Source organism: Clostridium sp. DL-VIII (genome assembly GCF_000230835.1).
GTDB lineage: Bacteria > Bacillota > Clostridia > Clostridiales > Clostridiaceae > Clostridium.
In genome coordinates, this window is sequence record NZ_CM001240.1 from 1,130,018 (window position 1) to 1,149,850 (window position 19,833).

Here is a 19,833-nt window from a genome sequence, read left to right on the forward strand (position 1 = left end):
AAAGGAAAGAAGGTCTCTTATGGAACAATATGTGAGTGTTGAACTAAGCAAAATAACAAAGACTTTTGGATCTGTAGTAGCTAATGAAGAAGTAGATCTGAAAGTGCAAAGTGGAGAAATTCATGCACTCCTTGGAGAAAATGGGGCTGGAAAGAGTACTTTAATGAACATGCTATCAGGAATTTACAATCCTGATAGTGGTTCAATTTTTATAAGAGGAAGTAAAGTTCAGTTTAAGTCTCCAAAGGAATCCATAGAATATGGAATAGGTATGGTTCACCAGCATTTTAAATTGGTTGAGAGATTTACAGCAAAAGAAAATATAGTTGCAGGAAATAAGGGAAACTTTTTTACTAAAAATAAAGAAGTAGATAAAAATATTTTAAACTTATGTGAAAGATATAATCTTCAAATAGAATTAAACAAAAGAGTAAATCAAATGTCTATAGCGGAAAAGCAAATGCTGGAAATTATTAAAGTACTATATAAAGGAGCTAATATTTTAATATTAGATGAACCTACAGCAGTGTTAATGCCACAAGAAGTGAGCAGGTTATTTAACATAGTTCGAAGGATGAAAGAACAAGGGTGTTCAGTCATAATAATAACTCATAAACTGCATGAGGTAATGGAATTATGTGATAAAGTGTCGGTTTTGAGAAAAGGAAGAAATGTAAAAACCTTAAATATAGCTGATACAAATATAAATGAATTAACAGAACTTATGGTAGGGCACAAAAGTGATTTGAAAATAAATAAAGCATTTTCAAATAAGAATGATGTAATATGCCATATAAAAAATATTTCAATTAAGAATAATTTAGGAATAAATGTAATTGATGATGTGAGCTTTTCCATGAAGGAAGGCGAAATTTTAGGAGTCGCTGGAGTTGCTGGAAGTGGACAGAAGGAACTTTGCGAAGCTTTATTTGGATTGCAAAAAATTGAAAGTGGCAGGCTCCTATTTAAAGGTGAAGATATTACCAATAAATCTCCAAGAGAAGTCTATAAAAAGGGAATAAAAATGGGACTCATACCTGAAGATAGATTGGGTATGGGATTAGTTGGCAGTATGGGGATTGTTGATAATTTATTACTAAGAAAATATTATGAGCAAAAAGGACTTATTTTAAAAAGAGATGAATTAAAAAATAAAGCTAAGAATATGATTGAACAGTTAGAAATCAAAACACCAGGAATAGATCATCCAGTAAAACAATTATCAGGAGGAAATATTCAAAAAATATTATTAGGCAGGGAAATAAGTATAAGTCCCGATGTGCTTATAACTTCTTACCCGGTAAGAGGCTTGGATATTGGGGCTACATATCAGATATATGATCTTTTAAACAAAGAAAAGGAAAAAGGGGTATCAATACTATTTGTAGGAGAAGATTTAGATGTTCTTTTAGAATTAAGTGATAGAATAATGGTTTTATGCAGCGGCAAATTAATAGGCATTGTAAATGGAAAAGATGCTACTAAAGAGCAGATTGGACTTATGATGGCAGGCCATATTGAAGAGGCTGCTTTGGATTGCAATGAAAAAATACAATCTCAGAAAGGAGAAGACTTACATGATTAGGGTGAGAATAGTTAAAGCTAAAAAATTAAGTAAAAAGAAAAAGGCATCCCTTCAATTACTTGCAGTTTTACTTGCATTAGTATTAACTGGTATTTTCATTTTATTTATGGGTCACAATCCGATTGAAGTGTATATATCAATGATAAGTGGATCCTTTGGTACTGGACACAGAATCAGCGAAACAATTGTAAAGACAATACCTCTTGTAATAGCAGGCTTAGGTATAGGCATAGCTTTTAAGATGAAATTCTGGAATATTGGAGGAGAAGGTCAGATGCTCATGGGTGGATTTGGAGCAACTCTTATAGCTTTAAATTTCACAAATTTACCTAGAGTTTTATTAATACCAATAATGATAGTTACAGGAATATTATGTGGAGGTTTATGGGCTTTAATAGCAGGAATATTAAAAGCGAAATTTAAGACAAACGAAACTATTATTACTTTAATGCTGAATTATATTGCCCTAAAGTGGATCACATATCTTCAATATCAACGCTGGAAGGATCCAGCATCACTTGGCTTTCCTAAGATTGCAAATTTCAGTGATAATGCAGTTTTGCCAAAAGTATTTGGAATTCATATAGGCTGGATAATAGCACTTGTTTTAGTTCTTTTGGTACATGTATTTTTAAATTACACAAAGAAAGGTTATGAAATATCAGTACTTGGTGAAAGTGAGAATACTGCAAAATATGCTGGAATGAATGTAAAAAAAGTTATACTTTTGACTACATTTATTAGTGGTGGTTTAGTAGGACTTGCAGGAGTAATACAGGCTTCTGCTGTTACAAATACACTTAATATTCAATTAACATCCAATGTTGGTAATACAGCTATAATAGTATCCTGGCTTTCGGGACTTAATGCAATATGGACATTTGTGGTTTCGGTGGCATTTGCTGTTTTAATACAGGGAGCTTCATATATTCAGACAGCCTTCCAAATACCACAGGCAGCAGCTGATATTATACAATCTACAATTCTATTTTGTGTCTTAGGCTGCCAATTCTTTTTGCAGTACAGGGTAGTGTTTGAAGTTTCAGCTAAATCTAAAATGGAAACCAATATGACTGAAAGAGGTGAATCATATGGAAATTAGTTTGTTTTTATCATCTGCAGTTATAGCAGGAACACCTTTATTATTTGCTACACTTGGCTGTGTTTTGGGTGAAAAAGTCGGAAATTTGAACCTTGGAATTGAAGGTATGATGCTCATGGGTGCCATTGGCGGATTTATTATTGGATATAACACAGGAAATGTTATTTTGGCATTTTTATGCAGTGGATTACTAGGCGCCGTTGGAGCACTTATATATGCAGTTCTTACTGTATCTCTTAGAGCGAGCCAGGTAGTTACTGGATTAGCCTTAGCCATATTTGGGAGTGGCTTCTCCAGCTTTATTGGAAAGGCTTATGTGGGGCAGACATTGTCAGATAATTTTAGAAATGCTTTAGCTCCTGCTAAGATACCTTTAATAAGCGATATACCTTTTATAGGAGCAGCGTTGTTTAATCAGAGTGCATTTGTATATTTCGGTTATTTATGTGCAATAGTAATTTTTATTTATCTTAACTTCACAAAGTATGGATTAAATATGAAGATGATTGGTGAAAATCCTTATGCAGCAGATGCAGCAGGGATAAATGTTTCCTTATATAAATATGCTAATTTATTGATTGGTGGAGCACTATGTGGACTTGGAGGCAGTTTCTTATCTTTAGTTTACATACCTTCATGGGCAGAAAATGTAACTGCAGGCAGAGGCTGGATTGCAGTAGCGCTTGTAATATTCATAGGATGGAACCCATTAAAAGCAATTTTTGGAGCTATTTTATTTGGTGGATTAGATATATTGGGCATAAGACTACAAGGAACAGGAATAGAGGTTAATCAATACTTTATAGCTATGCTTCCTTATGCAGCTACAATAATTGTATTAGTTTTAGGAGGATTAAAGAAAAATAATCTTAACTCATCACCACAGGCTCTCGGAGAACCATATTTTAGAGAAGATCGGTAAAAGTCAGTTAGTAATGAATGAAAAAAGTTTATATATGTCATTATCATATATAATGGCATATATTGAATGAATTTATGATAAGATAAAAAACAAATTTAAAAGTCAAGATAATGAAGAATTTTCTACGAGACTGCATAAACAGAGTGACTTAAATTACAAGTCTTTTTGAAAAATATATTCAGATTATTTTGAAAAAAGAATTTATATTAATAATTTTTAATCATAATTATAAATTATTAATTCTTAATTGTATATTATCAATTAAAAAGCTATGGGCATACCAAATTTTCTTGGAGAGGAGTTTCAAAATGTTTAAGGTAAATATAAATGGTAAAGATTACGAATCAAAAACAGATATGGTATTAATGGACTTTCTTCGGGAAAAACTTAAGATAACATCTGTAAAAGATGGCTGCAGAGAAGGTGCCTGCGGGACTTGTACTGTTATTATTGACGGGAAGACAACTCGTGCATGTATTCAAAAGCTTTCCAAACTTGAAGGGAAAAAGATACAAACTATAGAGGGGTTTACTGAAAGAGAAAGAGACGTATTTGTATATGCTTTTTCAGCTGCTGGAGCTGTACAATGCGGATTCTGCATTCCAGGTATGGTTATATGCGGTAAATGTTTAATAGATAAAAATCCAAATCCTACAAGAGAAGATATAAAGCAGGCAATTAGGACTAATATTTGTCGATGTACTGGATATGCCAAAATAGAAGAAGGCATTCTTCTAGCAGCAAAAATGCTGAGAGAAGATTTAGAAGTACCTAAGCTAAAGCAAACAGGCAAGGTTGGAGAAAAAACCTGTAGGGTTGATGCTAAAGGCAAAACCATAGGAACAGCGAAGTATGTAGATGATTACAATTTTCAGGGAATGTTATATGGAAAAAATGTATTCAGTAAGTATGCTCGTGCAAAAATATTATCCATTGATACAAGTAAAGCAATTAAAATGTCAGGAGTTGTTGCTGTATATACAGCAAAGGATATTCCAGGAAATAGATACATAGGACACTTAGCTCAAGACTGGCCAGGCATGATTGATATTGGAGAAGAAACAAAGTGCTGTGGAGATACACTTGCAATGGTTGTAGCAGAAACAAAAGAAGAAGCAATAGCTGCTGTAAAAGCAGTGGAAATAGAATATGAGGAATTGAAACCAGTTATAAATCCAGAAGAAGCTGCTGCTCTTAACGCTTATCAAATTCATGGTAAAGGCTTTATGCAGTTTGGTAAATTTACTATTCCTAAAAATAATGTGTTTGATCATGAAGAAGTAAAACGTGGAGATGCGGAAACTGCTCTTGCAAATTCAAAATTTGTAGTTGAAGGTACTTTTACACTTCCACCAACAGAACATGCTTTTATGGAACCTGAAACTGCTATTGGTATTCCAGAAGATGAAGATGGTGTAACGGTGATTACAGGAGCTCAAGGGATTTATGATGAATATCACGAAATAAGTAATTACTTAGGAATTTCTATGGAGAAAATAAGAATACAAAGTGCAGTTGTTGGAGGAGGCTTTGGTGGAAAGGAAGACATGAGTGTACAGCATCAGGCAGCTCTTTGCGCATATCTTACAAAGAGACCTGTAAAAGTATTTTTTAGCCGTCAGGAAAGTATAAATTATCATCCAAAACGTCATGCAATGGAAATTTATTGTAAGATAGGCTGTAATGAAAATGGAATTCTTCAAGGAATGAAAGCAAGACTTACATCAGATACAGGTGCTTATGCATCTTTAGGCGGACCAGTTTTACAAAGAGCGTGCACACATGCAGGTGGTCCTTATAATTATCAAAATGTAGATATTGAGGGAAATGCTTATTATACAAATAATCCACCAGCCGGTGCTTTTCGTGGATTTGGAGTAACTCAGTCTTGTGCAGCTGTAGAGCCTTTAATAAATAAGCTTGCAGAAAAAGCAGGTATTTCAGCATGGGAATTTCGTTATCGAAATGCAATAAGACCTGGTCAGTCATTACCCAATGGGCAGATTGCAGATGGGGGCACTGCAATGGTAGAAACTTTAGAGGCAGTAAAAGATGATTTTGAAAGATATGAAGCAGACTCAAATTATTATGTAGGAATTGCATGTGCCATGAAAAATGCTGGAGTTGGAGTAGGTGTACAAGATATAGGACGCTGCAACTTAAAAATAATGGATGGAAAGGTTCATGCTAGGTCTTCAGCAGGTGCTATAGGACAAGGAATACAAACTGTTTTGCTGCAAATAATTTGTGAGACAACTGGACTAACTCCAGAGCAAATTATTGTAGAGCATCCTGATACAAAATATACACCGGATTCAGGTACCACAACAGCATCACGTCAAACAACTTTTGCTGGAGAAGCAGCTCATCAGGCATCTTTAAAATTAAAAGCAGATTTAAATGATGGACATACCTTAGAAGAATTAGAAGAGAAAGAATACATTGGAGAATTTGAATTTAAAACAGATCCAATTGGATCTATAAAACCAAATCCAGTGAGTCATATTTCTTATGGATTTGCGACACAGCTTGTTATTATTGATAAAGATGGAAAATTAGTTAAAGTGATTGCGGCTCATGATGTAGGAAGAATAATTAATCCACTCTCAGCAACAGGTCAAGTTGAAGGAGGAGTGGCAATGGGACTTGGATATGGATTAACAGAGGATTTTCCGTTAAAAGGTGGAATTCCACAGGCTAAGCTTGGAACTTTAGGAGTTTTTAGGGCAAATCAAATGCCGACCGTTGAAGTGCATTTAGTTGAAAAAAATAATCCTGACAGTGTTGCATTTGGTGCAAAGGGAATTGGTGAAATAGTATGTGTAATGGGGGCACCAGCTTGTCAAAATGCATATTACAAAAAAGATGGTGTATTCAGATGCAAGTACCCTTTAGAAAATACGTATTATAAAAAGCAGAAAGTTACTGCTACGAAGTAAAATAGATATTTTTAGTTAAGTAAAAGTCTAGCCTCAAGGAACATATGTGGCAAAATAAAAAATTAAATAACGAATAACTGCAATTTTAAAATTTCTATAGGTATTAAGGCACAATCAAATAAATAACAAGTCCATCCGGTAGCATATTTTTACAAATTTTGCAATTTTGGACTTATTATTTATTTTAAGGTGCCTAATAAAAAAGATGTTTATATTATAATATGGTGAGATTTCCCATAAATATAACTATAATTATATAAAGATAGGCAGGAAGAGAAGGTAAATGGAATGAAAACTTAATTATATACACATATTTTTAAAAAAAGTTTGTGTTTTAACGAATTATATTTTAAATAATAAAAAAAATATTCGACTTTTTTATTTTTTATGATAGAATAATATTGCTAAGAGATAAACTGAATAGAAATAAATTATTTATACAAATTTTCCAGCTATGTAATATTTAAATATACATAGATAAAATTGAAATTATTTAGGCATAATTTTTTCGACAATGCCTTAAATTACTTAAGAAAAATATTAAGGGGGTTTATTATGTCAAACAACAATTTAGAAAAAGAAAGTAAAATAAACGAAAAGCTGCCAGTAAGCAAGCTTGCTATTTTGGGTTTACAACATGTACTAGCTATGTATGCAGGTGCAGTAGCAGTTCCGTTAATTATTGGAGGAGCAGTTGGATTAACACCAGAGCAATTGGCACTTTTAGTAGCAGCAGATTTGTTTACCTGTGGTATCGCTACTTTATTGCAAGCAATTGGTATAGGACCATATATTGGTATTAGGCTTCCAGCAATTTTAGGCTGTACCTTTGCTGCAGTTGGACCATTAATCATTGTTGGTAAGAACTTAGGAATGCAAACAGCTTATGGTTCAATAATAGTAGCTGCAATTATTGTTGTGTTAGTAGCACCATTGTATGGAAAAATATTAAGATTTTTCCCAACGGTGGTAACTGGTACAGTAGTTACCATGATAGGTCTTTCATTAGTAAATGTAGGAGTTACAAGTATTGGTGGAGGTTCAGGGGCTAAAGACTTTGGAAGCATAGAAAATCTTTTATTAGCAGCATTTGTAATGATTGTCATTTTACTATCTAACAAATTCTTAAAAGGATTTTTTCAAGCAGTGTCTGTTTTAAATGGCATTATTTTGGGAACAATAGTTGCTGCGTTTATTGGAAAAGTAGATTTCTCTGCTATAGGAAATGCAGAATGGATAAGTTTTGTACATCCATTTAATTTTGGCTTACCACAATTTGATCTTGGATCAATAATCATGATGACTTTTGTTATGTTAACAGTCATGATTGAATCAACAGGTACATTCCTTGGAATCGGAAAAGTTTGTGAAAAAGAAATTACTGAAAAAGATATTGTACGTGGTCTTAGAGCAGAAGGAATTGCAACAATTTTAGGAGGAATTTTTAACTCGTTTCCATATACAACATTCAATCAAAATTTGGGACTTTTAGCTTTAAGTAAAGTAAAGAGCCGATTTGTTGTTGTAGCATCTGGTATTATTCTTGTTGCCTTAGGATTAATTCCTAAATTTGCTGCTTTAGCAACTATAATACCTCAACCTGTTATAGGAGGGGCTACAACTGTAATGTTTGCAATGGTTGCAGTTGCAGGAATTCAAATGCTTTCAAGTGTAGATTTTAATAAAAATTCAAATATGCTTGTTGTTGCTTGCTCAATTGGTATAGGACTTGGAATTACTACTGTACCTAATTTACTTGATAATACACCAACAATTTTTAAATCAATCTTTAGTAGTGGTATAGTTTCGGCATCTGTAGTCGCTGTAATTCTTAATGCATTTTTAAACCATGGTAATAAGGAAAAAGATAGCGATATATAAAAATACTTATAAAAAAGTATATTAGCAAGGTTAAGAGACTTTGTCAGTACAAAAAGAAGAAAAGCAATGTGCTTTTTTTCATTAACTTACAACTGATTTAAAGACTTCCTGTTATGTTATAACATCAAAATGTATAGCAATAACTGGAGGTTTTTGCTTTTTATTTCTTTAGAACTTATATTTTTTGACGATTTGTGGACTTGGTACTCCTTGTGGGGATAACTTATGGAAAAGGGAATTTCATTAGGTTTAGCGTGAAAAAAGAATAAAAAATAATCATATTCGCCTGCCAGATTTTTCTCACATGCATTCGGAAAGGCAGATGCGTAAAAAAGTCTACGGCTCAAAAGTCGCCTGCGATTTTGTTCTAGAAAAGTAATATAAATATTAACTAAAGGAGAAAGAATGAAAGTTTTCGAGTGTATTAATGGAGAGATAAAAGAACACAATTTATTAGTTAAAGCATTAAAAATAGATATTAATAAAAATCAAACCATCTCATTTGTTGGCGGAGGGGGTAAAACAAGTTTAATTTATGAATTAGGGAAAGAATTAAGCGAATTAGAAAAAAAGGTAATTGTAACTACAACTACTCATATGTTTATGCCACAAAATAATGTAGTGCTTACAGGAAAAAAGGAGGATATTATTAAGCTTTTATACCATGAGAATTTAATTACAGTTGGAATAAAGGCATTTGAAAAAGGTATATGTTCTGATAAAATGTACAAATCAAAAGAAGAAACGTTGGAAAAAATAAGTGGTCTTCCAATGGAGAGGGCTAAAGAACTTATAGAATTAGCGGATTTTGTTTTGGTTGAAGCGGATGGATCAAAGAGGCTACCAATTAAAGTGCCAGCTGAACATGAACCAGTAATACTAGAGGGAAGCAGTCTAGTTATTGGAGTATGTGGTATTGATGCTTTAGGAAAAAGTATAAAGGAAATATGTCATAGAGCGGATTTAGTTTCAGAATTTTTAAAGACAGATGAAAAGCATATTATTAATCCAAGGGATATGGCTAATATATTAACAAATCAAAAAGGCACTAGAAAAAATGTAATAGGCTCTTATAAAATTATTATTAATAAAGTAGATATAGCAGAAGAATTAGAAAAAGCTAAAGGGGTATCAAAGGAATTATTCAATTTTGGAGTAAAGGAAGTTATAATGACGACATTTAGAAATAAATTACAATAATTTAGGTAAGAAGATATAGCTGCTGTATATATTGCAATTAGTTTAAAGTCATAAAATTCTTGAATGCAATTCTAATATCCAACATATATAGAAGGATTATATTGATAAAAGGTGATAAATTTCAACACCTTTTATCAGTATAATTATTTCATTAGAATTCCTTTTTCATCTAAGGCTGATAACACTCTGTTTAAGATAACTTCATTACTACAGCTAATAGTATGAAGATGAATTCCTTGTGTTAGATTAGAAAGCAATGGTGAACTGTGTAATTGTGATTTTTTAATAAATTCATCAGCATCATAGCGTGAAAAAATATGCATAGAACCGCAAATTTGACCATATAGTGGATGTTCTACTGTTACATCTAGAATAGCACCACCATTGTCAATTATTGTATAGATCTCTTTAGATATTTCATTCTTTTTATGATTACAGGCAATTGTTTTTGTAAGATAATTTGAATTTTCTTTTAGAGTGGTTAGGTATCCGTGCGGGGTTGCTAATATTTCATTGCCTTCTGAACGTAATAATGCAATGTCACCCACAATTATTTGCCTGCTTACATTTAATTGTTTTGCTAAGAGGTTTCCACTTATTGGAGTATTGTTATCATATAAAATTTGTTTTATTTTATTACGCCTTTCTAGTGTATTCATTAATTATTCCCCCCTGTGTAAATGACATTAAAGTAAATAGTGAAAAATGCCATTACAAATTTAATTGCAATGACATCTTTGTCTAAAAAACATATATTTCGCTATTAATGATAACATTTTATATTTTTTAGGTCAAGTTTAGAAGGTACATAATAGAGTGCTTATATAAAATGTTTGTTCATAAATGTTTAATATTACATTTTAATTAAGTGAATCAATTTTTGGTTTAGGAAGCTTTATCGCAAGTGCGACTGCAATAAATGGCATGATCACTAAACATGAAATTGCTGTATGTATTCCGTGATTATCAGATATCCATCCCAATATTGGAGAAACTAAACCTCCCATTGTCACGGCTAACCCCATTGTTACACCTGATGCTAATCCCATGTGATTTGGTAAATATTTCTGACCAAGTACTACCATTGGACTGTATGGTGCATATAAGGCAAGTCCCAATGGAATTAATATTAAGCCGGCTAGTGTAGAATTAGTAAGATTTATAAATATTAACATTAAAGGGATTAAGCAAGAATAGCCAATTAATATTATTTTCTTATTTCCTACCTTGTCAGCAAGTCTTCCAGCCATAAGAGTACCAAATGCACCTACGATTATTAATGTAGATAAAGCAATACTTCCACTTACTTCTGACTGTTTTAATACATGTATCCAATATAATGGCAAGAAGGTATTTAAACCAAAAAATATTATAGATCTGCAAAGAAGTGTTAAGGTTAACCTAGAAAATGGTCTCCATTCATCAATGCTTTTTTCTTCCTGTATTTTCTTAAAATCAGTGTTAATTATTGTTTCATCTTTATCTAGCTTTGAGAAATTTGGTAATTGCCAAATAAGAATAGAACCCATAATAATTGCTGGAATACTTAAAAGTAATGTGCCTTTTAAACCGGAGGCTAGTAAGATAGCTGTTGTTATCATTGGACCTACAGCAAAACCTATATTTCCGCCTGCGGCAAATGTACTTACTCCAGCTCCTTTATTTTTTCCTGAAAGTTTGTTTGCAAGTCTTGCGCCTTCTGGATGATAAGAAGCAACTCCGATTCCACTAAGGGCTACAATAAAAAGCAATAAATAATAGTTGGAGGTAATTCCTGATAACCCTATTCCGATTCCTGCACATAAAACTCCAAAAGGTAATGTCCAAGGAATTGATATTCTATCAGAATAAATCCCAAATAAGGGCTGTATTATTGATGAACTAATATTAGCCGAAAAGATTATTAGTGCAGCAGCAGCATAGCTTAAGTTTCTATTGGCTATTATAAAAGGAAGCATAGCTGGCAATGCACCTTGATATATGTCTGTTATTAAATGCCCAGCACTTATAATTCCTACTTTTTTATTCATATATATCCTTTCCTAATTTTAAATGCATTTAAATTATATAAACTAAAAAAATTTTTTATATTGTAAAAGTAATACTTTTTTATTATTATAACAAATAGAGAACTATATTAAAAATACTTAATTTAAATGGATTCATATATAAAATATATAGATAAAGAAGGAGTAACATAAATGGATATTAAGCAACTTAAGTATTTTCTTACTATTGTTGAAGAAGGGCAAATAACAGCTGCTGCAAAGCGCCTAAATATATCACAACCGCCTCTTAGTCTGCAACTAAAATTATTAGAAGAGGAATTAGGCGTAATTTTATTTAAAAGAAACAGTAGAAATTTAGAGTTAACGGAAGCGGGACTAATTCTTCAGCATAAATCTGAACAGTTGATAAGTTTATTTACTTCTACTATTAATGAGCTGAAAGATCTAAATGAAGGTACAAAAGGAACTCTGAATATAGGAACTGTTGGTTCAGCAGGTGTTACAATACTTCCTCAAAAAATTTATGAATTCAATAAGAAATATCCTAATATAACTTTTCAGGTATGGGAAGGGGGAAGTTTTAGAATTACAGAATTACTAAATAATGGAGTTATTGATATTGGATTTGTAAGAGAACCATTTAATACCAATAAATATAACTCGTTGTATATACAAGATAAGAATTTAGAGAAGGAATTTAATGATTTATTTGTAACAATTGCTAAACCAAAATTTTATGAAAATATAGAAAAGAACACAATTCCTTTGAATGATTTAAAAGATAAGCCACTCATAATTCATCGAAGATTTCATAATATTATTGAAGATGCTTGTGCTGAAAAAGGTTTTGTACCTAAAATTATTTGCGAAAATGATGAAATTATGTCTTCTCTTAGTTGGGCGAAGGTTGGAATAGGCATTGCCATTGTTCCATTCACTTCTTCTAATTTGATACCAGATGTAAATTTAAAAATTAAAAAAATTATAGAGCCGTCAATAGAATCAAAGTCAGCTTTGATATGGATTTCAAATAAATATATATCTACTATTGCGCGGCACTTCATAAAAAGTTTTGATAAAAATATAAAGTTTTAAGTAATATATATATATAAAAGAGAGATTATTACTTGTGTAAATCTCTCTTTTTACATATTTTTAATGTATGTTTATTCCAGTTAAATCTTCCCAAACTTTAATTATAGATGACATATCTTCTTTTCCAAGGCCTTTTGCACGTGCTGCTTCAAAAATTTGAGATGTAGCAGAGGTGATAGGCAATGGCATATGCGTATCTTTTGCTGCTTCAAGTGCTAAGCCTAAATCTTTATATTGTAAATCAACTGCAAATCCACCTGAAAAATTATCTGCCATAATGAATTTATCCATTTTAGCTTCAAAGGCATAACTTCTTCCAGAACTTACTTTTATAATTTCATGCATGGTTTCAGCACTTAATCCACATTTTACTCCAAGAATCAAAGCTTCTGCTAAAGCAGCCATGTTACAGCCAAGAAGTAAGTTGTTTACAACTTTAATTGCATCTCCAGAACCAACTGGTCCTACATGATAAATATTTTTTCCAAGAATATTTAAAATAGGAGAGACTTTTTCAAAAGTTTCTTTATCACTGCCAACCATAATTGTTAGAGTACCATTTTTTGCACCAGTAACTCCGCCACTTACAGGCGCATCAATATATGTTAATTTATAATCTTGTGCAATTTTAGAAATTTCTTTTGTTGTATTTGGAGCTACGCTGCTCATATCAATTATTGTAACACCTTTATTACAACCCTTAAGCACACCATTTTTACCTAACATTACTGACTCGACTATTTTAGCATTTGGTAAAGAACTTATTATTACATCTACTTTCCTTGCTAATTCAACGGGAGTAGAGCAAGGAATTCCCTTTTCAGCTTCCATTTCTTTAATTATTTCCTCTGCTACATCATAAACATATACTTCATATCCAGATGCAATAAGGTTTAATGCCATTGGTTTACCCATAGCTCCTAAACCGATAAATCCAATTTTCATATATATCCCATCCTTTATTTTTAGTTAGCGTAAAGTATTTACACTAATCTTCTTAAATTTTTCTTTATATATCAAGGGTTCGAACGTTTTTTTGTATAAAAAAACAATGACCCCCTAATTTCATGTTATAATTAAATCTTCGAAAACCAAAAACAACATGAAAGGATGTCATTGTCTTGGATTCAATTATAACTTATTTACTTTTATATAATCAATATTTAATTAAAACTATTTATAAACTTGTTTTGTTTATCTCAAGAAATATTCCCTTGAGTCAATGGGCTTTTGATGATTCTAACAGCCCAGAATACCAAAAATTCAAAGTAGATAAACTTCCTAAAATTATTCGTTTTGAAAAAGTTGACTATAAATTTCTTTTAGCTTATTACAAGTACAAATATAACAAGGTAGTAAAACACGTCCAACGACGGAACGGTAAGTCTATTCCTAGTAGAACTATCTGCCCAAAGTGTGGTGCACCTCATTGCCCTTTCCCCAATAAAATAGACAACTTAAACTCGTAATATCTAACTTATTCGCAGAATATCGTAATATCTCAAAATCTATGCTACTTTTAATTCTTTCTTTGCATTGTTATAATATTGTTCTGGTGTTATATAACCGTTTGAAGCGTGTATCCTTTGTCTGTTATAAAATATCTCAACATATTCAAATACAGCTGCACGGGCTTCATCTCGTGTTTTAAAGTGATTTTCATAAAGCCATTCGCATTTCATTTTTCCCCAAAAAGATTCCATAGGAGCATTATCCCAACAATTACCGTTACGAGACATGCTGCAAATAAAATTATACTTTTTTATTAAATTTTGGTAATCAGTTGAGCAATATTGAGACCCGCGGTCTGAATGTAAAATAACACCATTAGGCCTTCCAGCGCTATTATACGCGTCGTTTAATGCATTAATCACTAAATCTTTTGTCATTCTTTCGCTCATTGATAAGCCAACAATTTTTTGTCCACATAAATCCATTATAGCAGCTACATAAAGCCAGCCTTCATCAGTCCATACATATGTAATATCACTAACCATTTTTTCATTGGGTTTCTCCACAGAAAAATCTCTATCAAGAATATTTTTAGCTACTGGAAGTTTATGATTTGAGTTAGTAGTAGCCTTAAACTTTTTGCTAACCTTAGATTTTATGCCATTTTCATTCATTAATCGCTCTATACGTTTGTGATTTATTGGAGGATTCTTGCCATCATTTAATTTTTTTCTGATTTTTATAGAACCATAGACTTTTTTGCTTCCATTGTGGATATCTTTAATTTTTTCTAATAGTATTTTATTTGCCTTAGATCTATTGCTCTCAGGCCTTTTATCCCATGCATAATAACTGCTCCTAGACACTTCTAGAACATTACACAGCTTCGCTATTCGGTATTTATTGCAATTAGCCTTGATAAACTCAAACCTCTTTATTTTTGGTTCTTGGCGAAGTAGGCTGCCGCTTTTTTTAATATTTCATTTTCTTCTTTAAGTTCTTTGATTTCTCTTTCCAATTTTTTTAATTTCTCATCTTCAGGTCTAAGGTGTCCGCTACCTGGAAAGGGAGTTTCAGGCGATTCTTTATATTTTTGAACCCAGCCATTCATTGTTGTTGGTGCTACTCCTAATTCTCTTGCTACTTTACTTAATTGCTCTCCCGTTTTTTCTAATCTTTTTACTGCTTCTATTTTAAATTCCACACTATATTTCTTCTTCATAATATATCATCCTTCCCTCACTTCTAATATACCACGAGTTCCTTGTGTCTATCAAAGTGGGTAAGGGTCACATCATTATATCTACGATAACAACGGCAATAGAGGTCAGTTCCAATGCAAGATTTGTGGGCAAAATTTCAACGAAAGTAATTATGTTACTAAGCCTGTAGTACTTGTATGTCCTCATTGTGGTCATACTCTTTCTCAAAAGAAAGATCGTAAGCATTTTCGCATTCATAAATGTACAAATCCCAAGTGTTCATACTACTTAGATTGTCTTAAAAGACTTCCTAGTAATATAAAATCTTCTGATAAATATAAATACAAACTTCACTATGTTTATAGAGAATTTATTGTTGATTTCTTTAAGATGAATTTACATACACTTTCTAAGCGTGCTATCAACTTTAATTTTAAAAAGTTTAATCCTCATATTATGGGATTATGTTTGACTTACCATGTTAATCTAAAGCTTTCAACTAGACAAACCGCTCACGCTTTAGCGGAGATACATGCTATAAAAATATCACATACTATGGTTGCTAACTATGCATTAACTGCAGCTGCTGTAATTAAACCATTTGTAGATACCTTTGATTACAAACCTTCTAAAATCCTTTCTGCCGATGAAACCTACATAAAAGTAAAAGGCATCAGGCATTATGTTTGGATTGTTATGGATGCTTGTAAAAAGTCTATTCTTGGTTATCAGGTATCTGACACAAGAGCTGTTGGTCCATGCATACTCGCTATGCGAATGGCTTTTGATAAGTTTCAAACATTCCCTAATAAAATGCTAAAATTTATTGCTGATGGTTATAGTGCTTATCCTCTAGCTAGACAACAATTTGAACTAGAAGAAGATAAGATTTTCGACCTCACTCAAGTAATAGGACTTACAAATGATGATGCGGTTTCTAAAGAATACCGTTGGGTTAAACAAGTAGTAGAACGCTTAAATCGTACTTTTAAATCATCATATCGTGTTACTTGTGGCTATGGGAGTGAAGACGGTGCCCTTTACGGAGTCTCACTTTGGGTTGCGTATTACAACTTTCTGCGCCCACATTCTTATAATTATTGGCGGCCTCTAAATGAGATTGATCAATTAAAACAAGCTGATAACATGCCTGCTAAATGGCAAATACTTATTAGCCTTGGTCAGCAAACTATACTTTATATGCAAGAAAACCAATGCTCATGAGCTCTTGTTAATTTTAATATAGTTTACTTTTTTTGCCTTCGCTAACGGAGGTCTTTTGTTGTTCTCAAAATTGATTACAATCTTACTAAATCAGATAATTTTAACTAATACTGGCAGCTAATTTTTTATTTCTGTTTTTCATAGCTCACTTTACACTATCTATTTTTATTTATCTACTTAAAATTTACAAAAAGCATGGAGAGCTTTACTATTAACTTTAAGTCATAATATGTGCTCACACTCATGCTATTTTTTAAATTATTTCATATAAAAATATACTATCTTAAACCATCTTCGCCTTTAATTTCACTAACTTGTAACCCACCTATACGAGGATGTGGGCGTCCTCCATTTGTAACAACAAGTGCTACAACAATTTCATTATCTTTTGGCGCATCAGGAATTCTAACTTCCATAGCATCATAATGAGTTCTAACAAAAGCAGCATCTTTATAGTGTAAAGGTACATCAAGAGCTGTTCCAGCGCCACCAGATTTTTTGGATGATGGAATAATTGCTTTACCTCCATTTACTTCTTCACGCATTGGCTTACCTAATTTAGGATGGAGAATAGCTGCCCCGTGTTCAAGTTCTCCGTTTAAACCAATAATAGCACCTTTTCCATAACTATTTACTTCACTTTTTTCAATTCCCATGGTTTTTACTGCAATGGCAGTTAAATATCCTCCAAGGTATTCTCCTATATTACTCAATTCGCTTAAGTCTTCAACGTACTTTCCTGCAAAAGGATTTTTTATTACTGCTGCAACACTACATTTTTTTATTGGATTTTCAAGTGATTTAAAACCTTCAAAAAATACTTCTTCTACATTAGTTACAATTTTTCTAATTTCAACATTCATAATCTTTATCTCCTTTTAATTTATTTATAAAATATTCCTTTGGATAGCATAAATATTTATCTTGAACATTAGCTAAAACTCCGTATAAATTTCCTAATTCAAGCTGATATTTGCTTTCTTCTTTCATTTGTTCCAATGCCATAGAAATCTCTTTATGAGATAATTGTGAGACACTAACAACTACTTCTAAGTCTTTAATATCACTATCTGGATCTATATTCCCAGCTTTTACAGTGACGACATTTTTAGATGAAACATAAGATTTATTAGCAATATGAGTAGCTAATGCATCTGCCTGGGTACAGGTTTTAGCTAATATTGTAACAGCATTAGCTATTCCTTGAGTAAAGCTTCTTCCCCCAAGTCCGCTGGTTGCTATACCGCCTATGGTATCTTCACTGGAAATTGTAAGTGTGGCATCTATATTATTTGTATTCAAATCTGATAGAACTCCAACGGTAACACTTTCTCCATCAGATAATCTTAAAGCAATGTCACCGCCATTGTTGACAATTACTTTTTTTCCTCCACGTTCATAAATCCAGTCTGCAACCTTATCTGACATTATTCCAGCTATTGTTGCCATTGGGGTTAAGTCAGGATTTTTAGTAATAATTACTGCATCATACATTTTTCTCGATAATCCTTCTAAACAATGAGGATTTATTAAGGAAGGTTTTTGTTTTAAAATATCTAGTGAAATTGAAAGTTCCTTTAAAGTTATTTCTATAACCTCAAAAGCAGAAACACATAAATCAGTTAATGGTTTTTTGTGATCAAATGCTGATATCACCATGGACACAGGACCATAATCAAAAAAAACTTTTCCATCAGATAGTATTTGTATAAATTCAGAATTCATATATTAGTCCTCTTTTTCAAAGGAATTAATGTCTACAATTTTTTCCATATGTCCGCCGATTGCTTCGTAGTCAGCTTTTGTCATTGTGTATTCAACGGGAGCTACAGTAGCTGGAGTAGGAACCCAGGTAAATGCTTTGTTAACTACCTTTTCAGTATCTACAATAAAGTTAATTCCTCCACCAGGCATTACAAAGGTTGGCGCGCCGCCAATGGTTAATACTGCTTTTCCTTCATGGACAGCTTTAGTAACTGCAATAGGATTTACAGCAACACCGCCTCTTGCACTACCTCCAGTTCCACCAACATACATTACAGAAACTTTGGAATCTTCACAGTTATTATATATAAGTGTAACTAATTCATCTGCTTCTTTTGTTAATTGAATTTCTTTTATCTCACCATTTTCTAATAATTCAAAAAATGCTCTAGTCTTTCCTGTAGTATCTGTAACAAGTATTTTCATTCCTATCTTAGCTATGTTCATGTCAAATCCTTTTATAATATCCTTTGGGTTTTTAATTGTTGTCCCACCAATTCCATCGCCCATATCTCCAAAATATCTTCCGCGTGAGCTTTTGTTTCCATTTAATATAACTCCGCTCCAAGATAAACCAACCTCTGCTCCAGCTAAATGTTCTGAAAGAAGACCTATTACATGATGATCAATTACTATTACTTCATCACAAACTTCTTTCATTTTTCTTGCAAAAAGTCCAACAGTAGCACTTCCGCAGCCAACACGCATTTTTGTTTCTTCAATACCATCTATGATTGGAGGTAAACCTGTTTTTAATTTTAAAGAAATTTTTTTATTTACAGAAAGATTAACCTCTTCTCCATTGGCAAGTTCTACTATTGTTTTAGCGACAATAAATCCCTCTTTGGATGTAAGTAGATTAGCACCACCAATGCTTAACATTTTAGAACCATATTCTTCTGTTGATACCATTCCTACAATTTTCCCATCACGATAAATTTTATCGCCGGCTTCGCCAATGTGTGAATTTGTATCTAACTTAACTGTGACACCGCTATAACTTAATGGTGCTTCGGTTACTACAGTTACAACATCAATGCCATTACGATTTTCACTGACAATATGAGGAGCTGGTCTTAAACACGGATATGTAGTTCCAGCTCCAACTCCAGTTATTATAGGAGTTGCAAGCTTTGGATTTATTTCTGAAACTTTATCATTATTAATAACAAGAGCACGATTACGAACTAAAGTACCATTTTCATTTGTATAGCGCTTGCAAGCTCCTGTAAATCCTTCTTTTACATGACATTGAATTGGACAAGAACTGCAGACAACGCTTTTTTCTGAAACTGATGATTTTTCTATGGCTTTAAATGGACATACACGTATACAAATTCCACATTCTACGCACTTAGCTTCAACCTGTGCTTTTTTATTTTCAACCTTGATAGAATTTAATGGACAATTTTTTTCGCAAATTCCACAGCCTTTACAGTTTTCATTAATATTTACCAT

Annotated in this window: 15 protein-coding genes; 8 read left to right on the forward strand and 7 right to left on the reverse strand. The window is 32.4% G+C overall.

Translation table 11 applies throughout. The annotated features are described in order from the left end of the window. Positions 1–19: 19 nt before the first annotated feature. The 6 genes from CDLVIII_RS05230 (at position 20) to yqeC (ending at position 9,629) form a co-directional block, all read left to right on the forward strand. Positions 20–1,585 (forward strand): ABC transporter ATP-binding protein, encoded by a 1,566-nt coding sequence (locus tag CDLVIII_RS05230; protein ID WP_009168385.1) that lies wholly within the window; start codon positions 20–22, stop codon positions 1,583–1,585. Next, positions 1,578–2,687: an ABC transporter permease gene (locus CDLVIII_RS05235; RefSeq protein WP_009168386.1), complete on the forward strand. Its 1,110-nt coding sequence runs from the start codon at positions 1,578–1,580 to the stop codon at positions 2,685–2,687. The genes CDLVIII_RS05230 and CDLVIII_RS05235 overlap by 8 nt, the downstream gene beginning before the upstream one ends. Further along, entirely contained in the window at positions 2,677–3,609 is a 933-nt protein-coding gene (locus CDLVIII_RS05240; protein WP_009168387.1) for an ABC transporter permease, read from the forward strand. Before CDLVIII_RS05235 ends, CDLVIII_RS05240 begins: the two co-directional genes overlap by 11 nt. A gap of 308 nt (positions 3,610–3,917) precedes the next feature. Beyond that, positions 3,918–6,548, forward strand: coding sequence for a selenium-dependent xanthine dehydrogenase (gene xdh / locus CDLVIII_RS05245; RefSeq protein WP_009168388.1), 2,631 nt, complete (start codon positions 3,918–3,920; stop codon positions 6,546–6,548). A 555-nt stretch (positions 6,549–7,103) separates the two neighbouring features. Further along, on the forward strand, positions 7,104–8,429 hold the full coding sequence (locus CDLVIII_RS05250; protein ID WP_009168389.1) for a nucleobase:cation symporter-2 family protein: 1,326 nt from the start codon (positions 7,104–7,106) through the stop codon (positions 8,427–8,429). 405 nt (positions 8,430–8,834) lie between these two features. Then, complete coding sequence (gene yqeC / locus CDLVIII_RS05255) at positions 8,835–9,629, forward strand: selenium cofactor biosynthesis protein YqeC (protein ID WP_009168390.1); 795 nt, start codon at positions 8,835–8,837, stop codon at positions 9,627–9,629. Between the two features lie 143 nt (positions 9,630–9,772). Here yqeC and CDLVIII_RS05260 read toward each other — a convergent pair whose 3' ends face one another. Both CDLVIII_RS05260 and CDLVIII_RS05265 read right to left on the reverse strand, forming a co-directional pair. Beyond that, a complete protein-coding gene (locus CDLVIII_RS05260; RefSeq protein ID WP_009168391.1) occupies positions 9,773–10,288 on the reverse strand; it encodes a transcription repressor NadR in 516 nt (171 codons plus the stop codon). A 201-nt stretch (positions 10,289–10,489) separates the two neighbouring features. Beyond that, on the reverse strand, positions 10,490–11,659 hold the full coding sequence (locus tag CDLVIII_RS05265) for an MFS transporter (RefSeq protein ID WP_009168392.1): 1,170 nt from the start codon (positions 11,657–11,659) through the stop codon (positions 10,490–10,492). A gap of 171 nt (positions 11,660–11,830) precedes the next feature. Between CDLVIII_RS05265 and CDLVIII_RS05270 the strand changes: the two genes are divergently transcribed. Next, complete coding sequence (locus CDLVIII_RS05270) at positions 11,831–12,733, forward strand: LysR family transcriptional regulator (RefSeq protein ID WP_009168393.1); 903 nt, start codon at positions 11,831–11,833, stop codon at positions 12,731–12,733. 60 nt (positions 12,734–12,793) lie between these two features. Here CDLVIII_RS05270 and CDLVIII_RS05275 read toward each other — a convergent pair whose 3' ends face one another. Next, positions 12,794–13,678 carry an NAD(P)-dependent oxidoreductase gene (locus CDLVIII_RS05275; protein ID WP_009168394.1) on the reverse strand — a complete coding sequence of 295 codons (885 nt, stop codon included), beginning with the start codon at positions 13,676–13,678 and terminating at the stop codon, positions 12,794–12,796. 563 nt (positions 13,679–14,241) lie between these two features. Continuing rightward, a protein-coding gene (locus CDLVIII_RS05285) for an IS3 family transposase (RefSeq protein WP_085959790.1) occupies positions 14,242–15,407 on the reverse strand; the annotation gives its coding sequence in 2 pieces (ribosomal slippage) (positions 14,242–15,149 and positions 15,149–15,407; 1,167 coding nt in all). Between the two features lie 370 nt (positions 15,408–15,777). Here CDLVIII_RS05285 and CDLVIII_RS05295 point away from each other — a divergent pair. After that, entirely contained in the window at positions 15,778–16,611 is an 834-nt protein-coding gene (locus tag CDLVIII_RS05295) for a DDE-type integrase/transposase/recombinase (protein WP_347462169.1), read from the forward strand. 278 nt (positions 16,612–16,889) lie between these two features. Here the strand turns inward: CDLVIII_RS05295 and CDLVIII_RS05300 are convergent, their stop codons facing one another. The 3 genes from CDLVIII_RS05300 to CDLVIII_RS05310 are packed head-to-tail and all read right to left on the reverse strand — an operon-like array spanning position 16,890 to position 19,833. Continuing rightward, complete coding sequence (locus CDLVIII_RS05300; RefSeq protein WP_009168397.1) at positions 16,890–17,474, reverse strand: amino acid synthesis family protein; 585 nt, start codon at positions 17,472–17,474, stop codon at positions 16,890–16,892. After that, on the reverse strand, positions 17,464–18,336 hold the full coding sequence (locus CDLVIII_RS05305; protein WP_009168398.1) for an FAD:protein FMN transferase: 873 nt from the start codon (positions 18,334–18,336) through the stop codon (positions 17,464–17,466). The genes CDLVIII_RS05300 and CDLVIII_RS05305 overlap by 11 nt, the downstream gene beginning before the upstream one ends. Before the next feature lie 3 nt (positions 18,337–18,339). Continuing rightward, the gene (locus tag CDLVIII_RS05310) at positions 18,340–19,833 is read right to left on the reverse strand and encodes a 4Fe-4S binding protein (RefSeq protein ID WP_009168399.1); all 1,494 of its coding nucleotides are present in this window, start codon (positions 19,831–19,833) and stop codon (positions 18,340–18,342) included.

Bases quoted from the DNA above. Each gene is read 5' to 3' on its own strand.
- CDLVIII_RS05240 (WP_009168387.1), top strand. From the start codon at position 2,677: ATGGAAATTAGTTTGTTTTTATCATCTGCAGTTATAGCAGGAACACCT.
- CDLVIII_RS05275 (WP_009168394.1), bottom strand. From the start codon at position 13,678: ATGAAAATTGGATTTATCGGTTTAGGAGCTATGGGTAAACCAATGGCA.
- CDLVIII_RS05305 (WP_009168398.1), bottom strand. From the start codon at position 18,336: ATGAATTCTGAATTTATACAAATACTATCTGATGGAAAAGTTTTTTTT.
- CDLVIII_RS05250 (WP_009168389.1), top strand. From the start codon at position 7,104: ATGTCAAACAACAATTTAGAAAAAGAAAGTAAAATAAACGAAAAGCTG.
- CDLVIII_RS05230 (WP_009168385.1), top strand. From the start codon at position 20: ATGGAACAATATGTGAGTGTTGAACTAAGCAAAATAACAAAGACTTTT.
- CDLVIII_RS05270 (WP_009168393.1), top strand. From the start codon at position 11,831: ATGGATATTAAGCAACTTAAGTATTTTCTTACTATTGTTGAAGAAGGG.
- CDLVIII_RS05265 (WP_009168392.1), bottom strand. From the start codon at position 11,659: ATGAATAAAAAAGTAGGAATTATAAGTGCTGGGCATTTAATAACAGAC.
- xdh (WP_009168388.1), top strand. From the start codon at position 3,918: ATGTTTAAGGTAAATATAAATGGTAAAGATTACGAATCAAAAACAGAT.
- CDLVIII_RS05310 (WP_009168399.1), bottom strand. From the start codon at position 19,833: ATGGTAAATATTAATGAAAACTGTAAAGGCTGTGGAATTTGCGAAAAA.
- yqeC (WP_009168390.1), top strand. From the start codon at position 8,835: ATGAAAGTTTTCGAGTGTATTAATGGAGAGATAAAAGAACACAATTTA.
- CDLVIII_RS05295 (WP_347462169.1), top strand. From the start codon at position 15,778: ATGAATTTACATACACTTTCTAAGCGTGCTATCAACTTTAATTTTAAA.
- CDLVIII_RS05300 (WP_009168397.1), bottom strand. From the start codon at position 17,474: ATGAATGTTGAAATTAGAAAAATTGTAACTAATGTAGAAGAAGTATTT.
- CDLVIII_RS05260 (WP_009168391.1), bottom strand. From the start codon at position 10,288: ATGAATACACTAGAAAGGCGTAATAAAATAAAACAAATTTTATATGAT.
- CDLVIII_RS05235 (WP_009168386.1), top strand. From the start codon at position 1,578: ATGATTAGGGTGAGAATAGTTAAAGCTAAAAAATTAAGTAAAAAGAAA.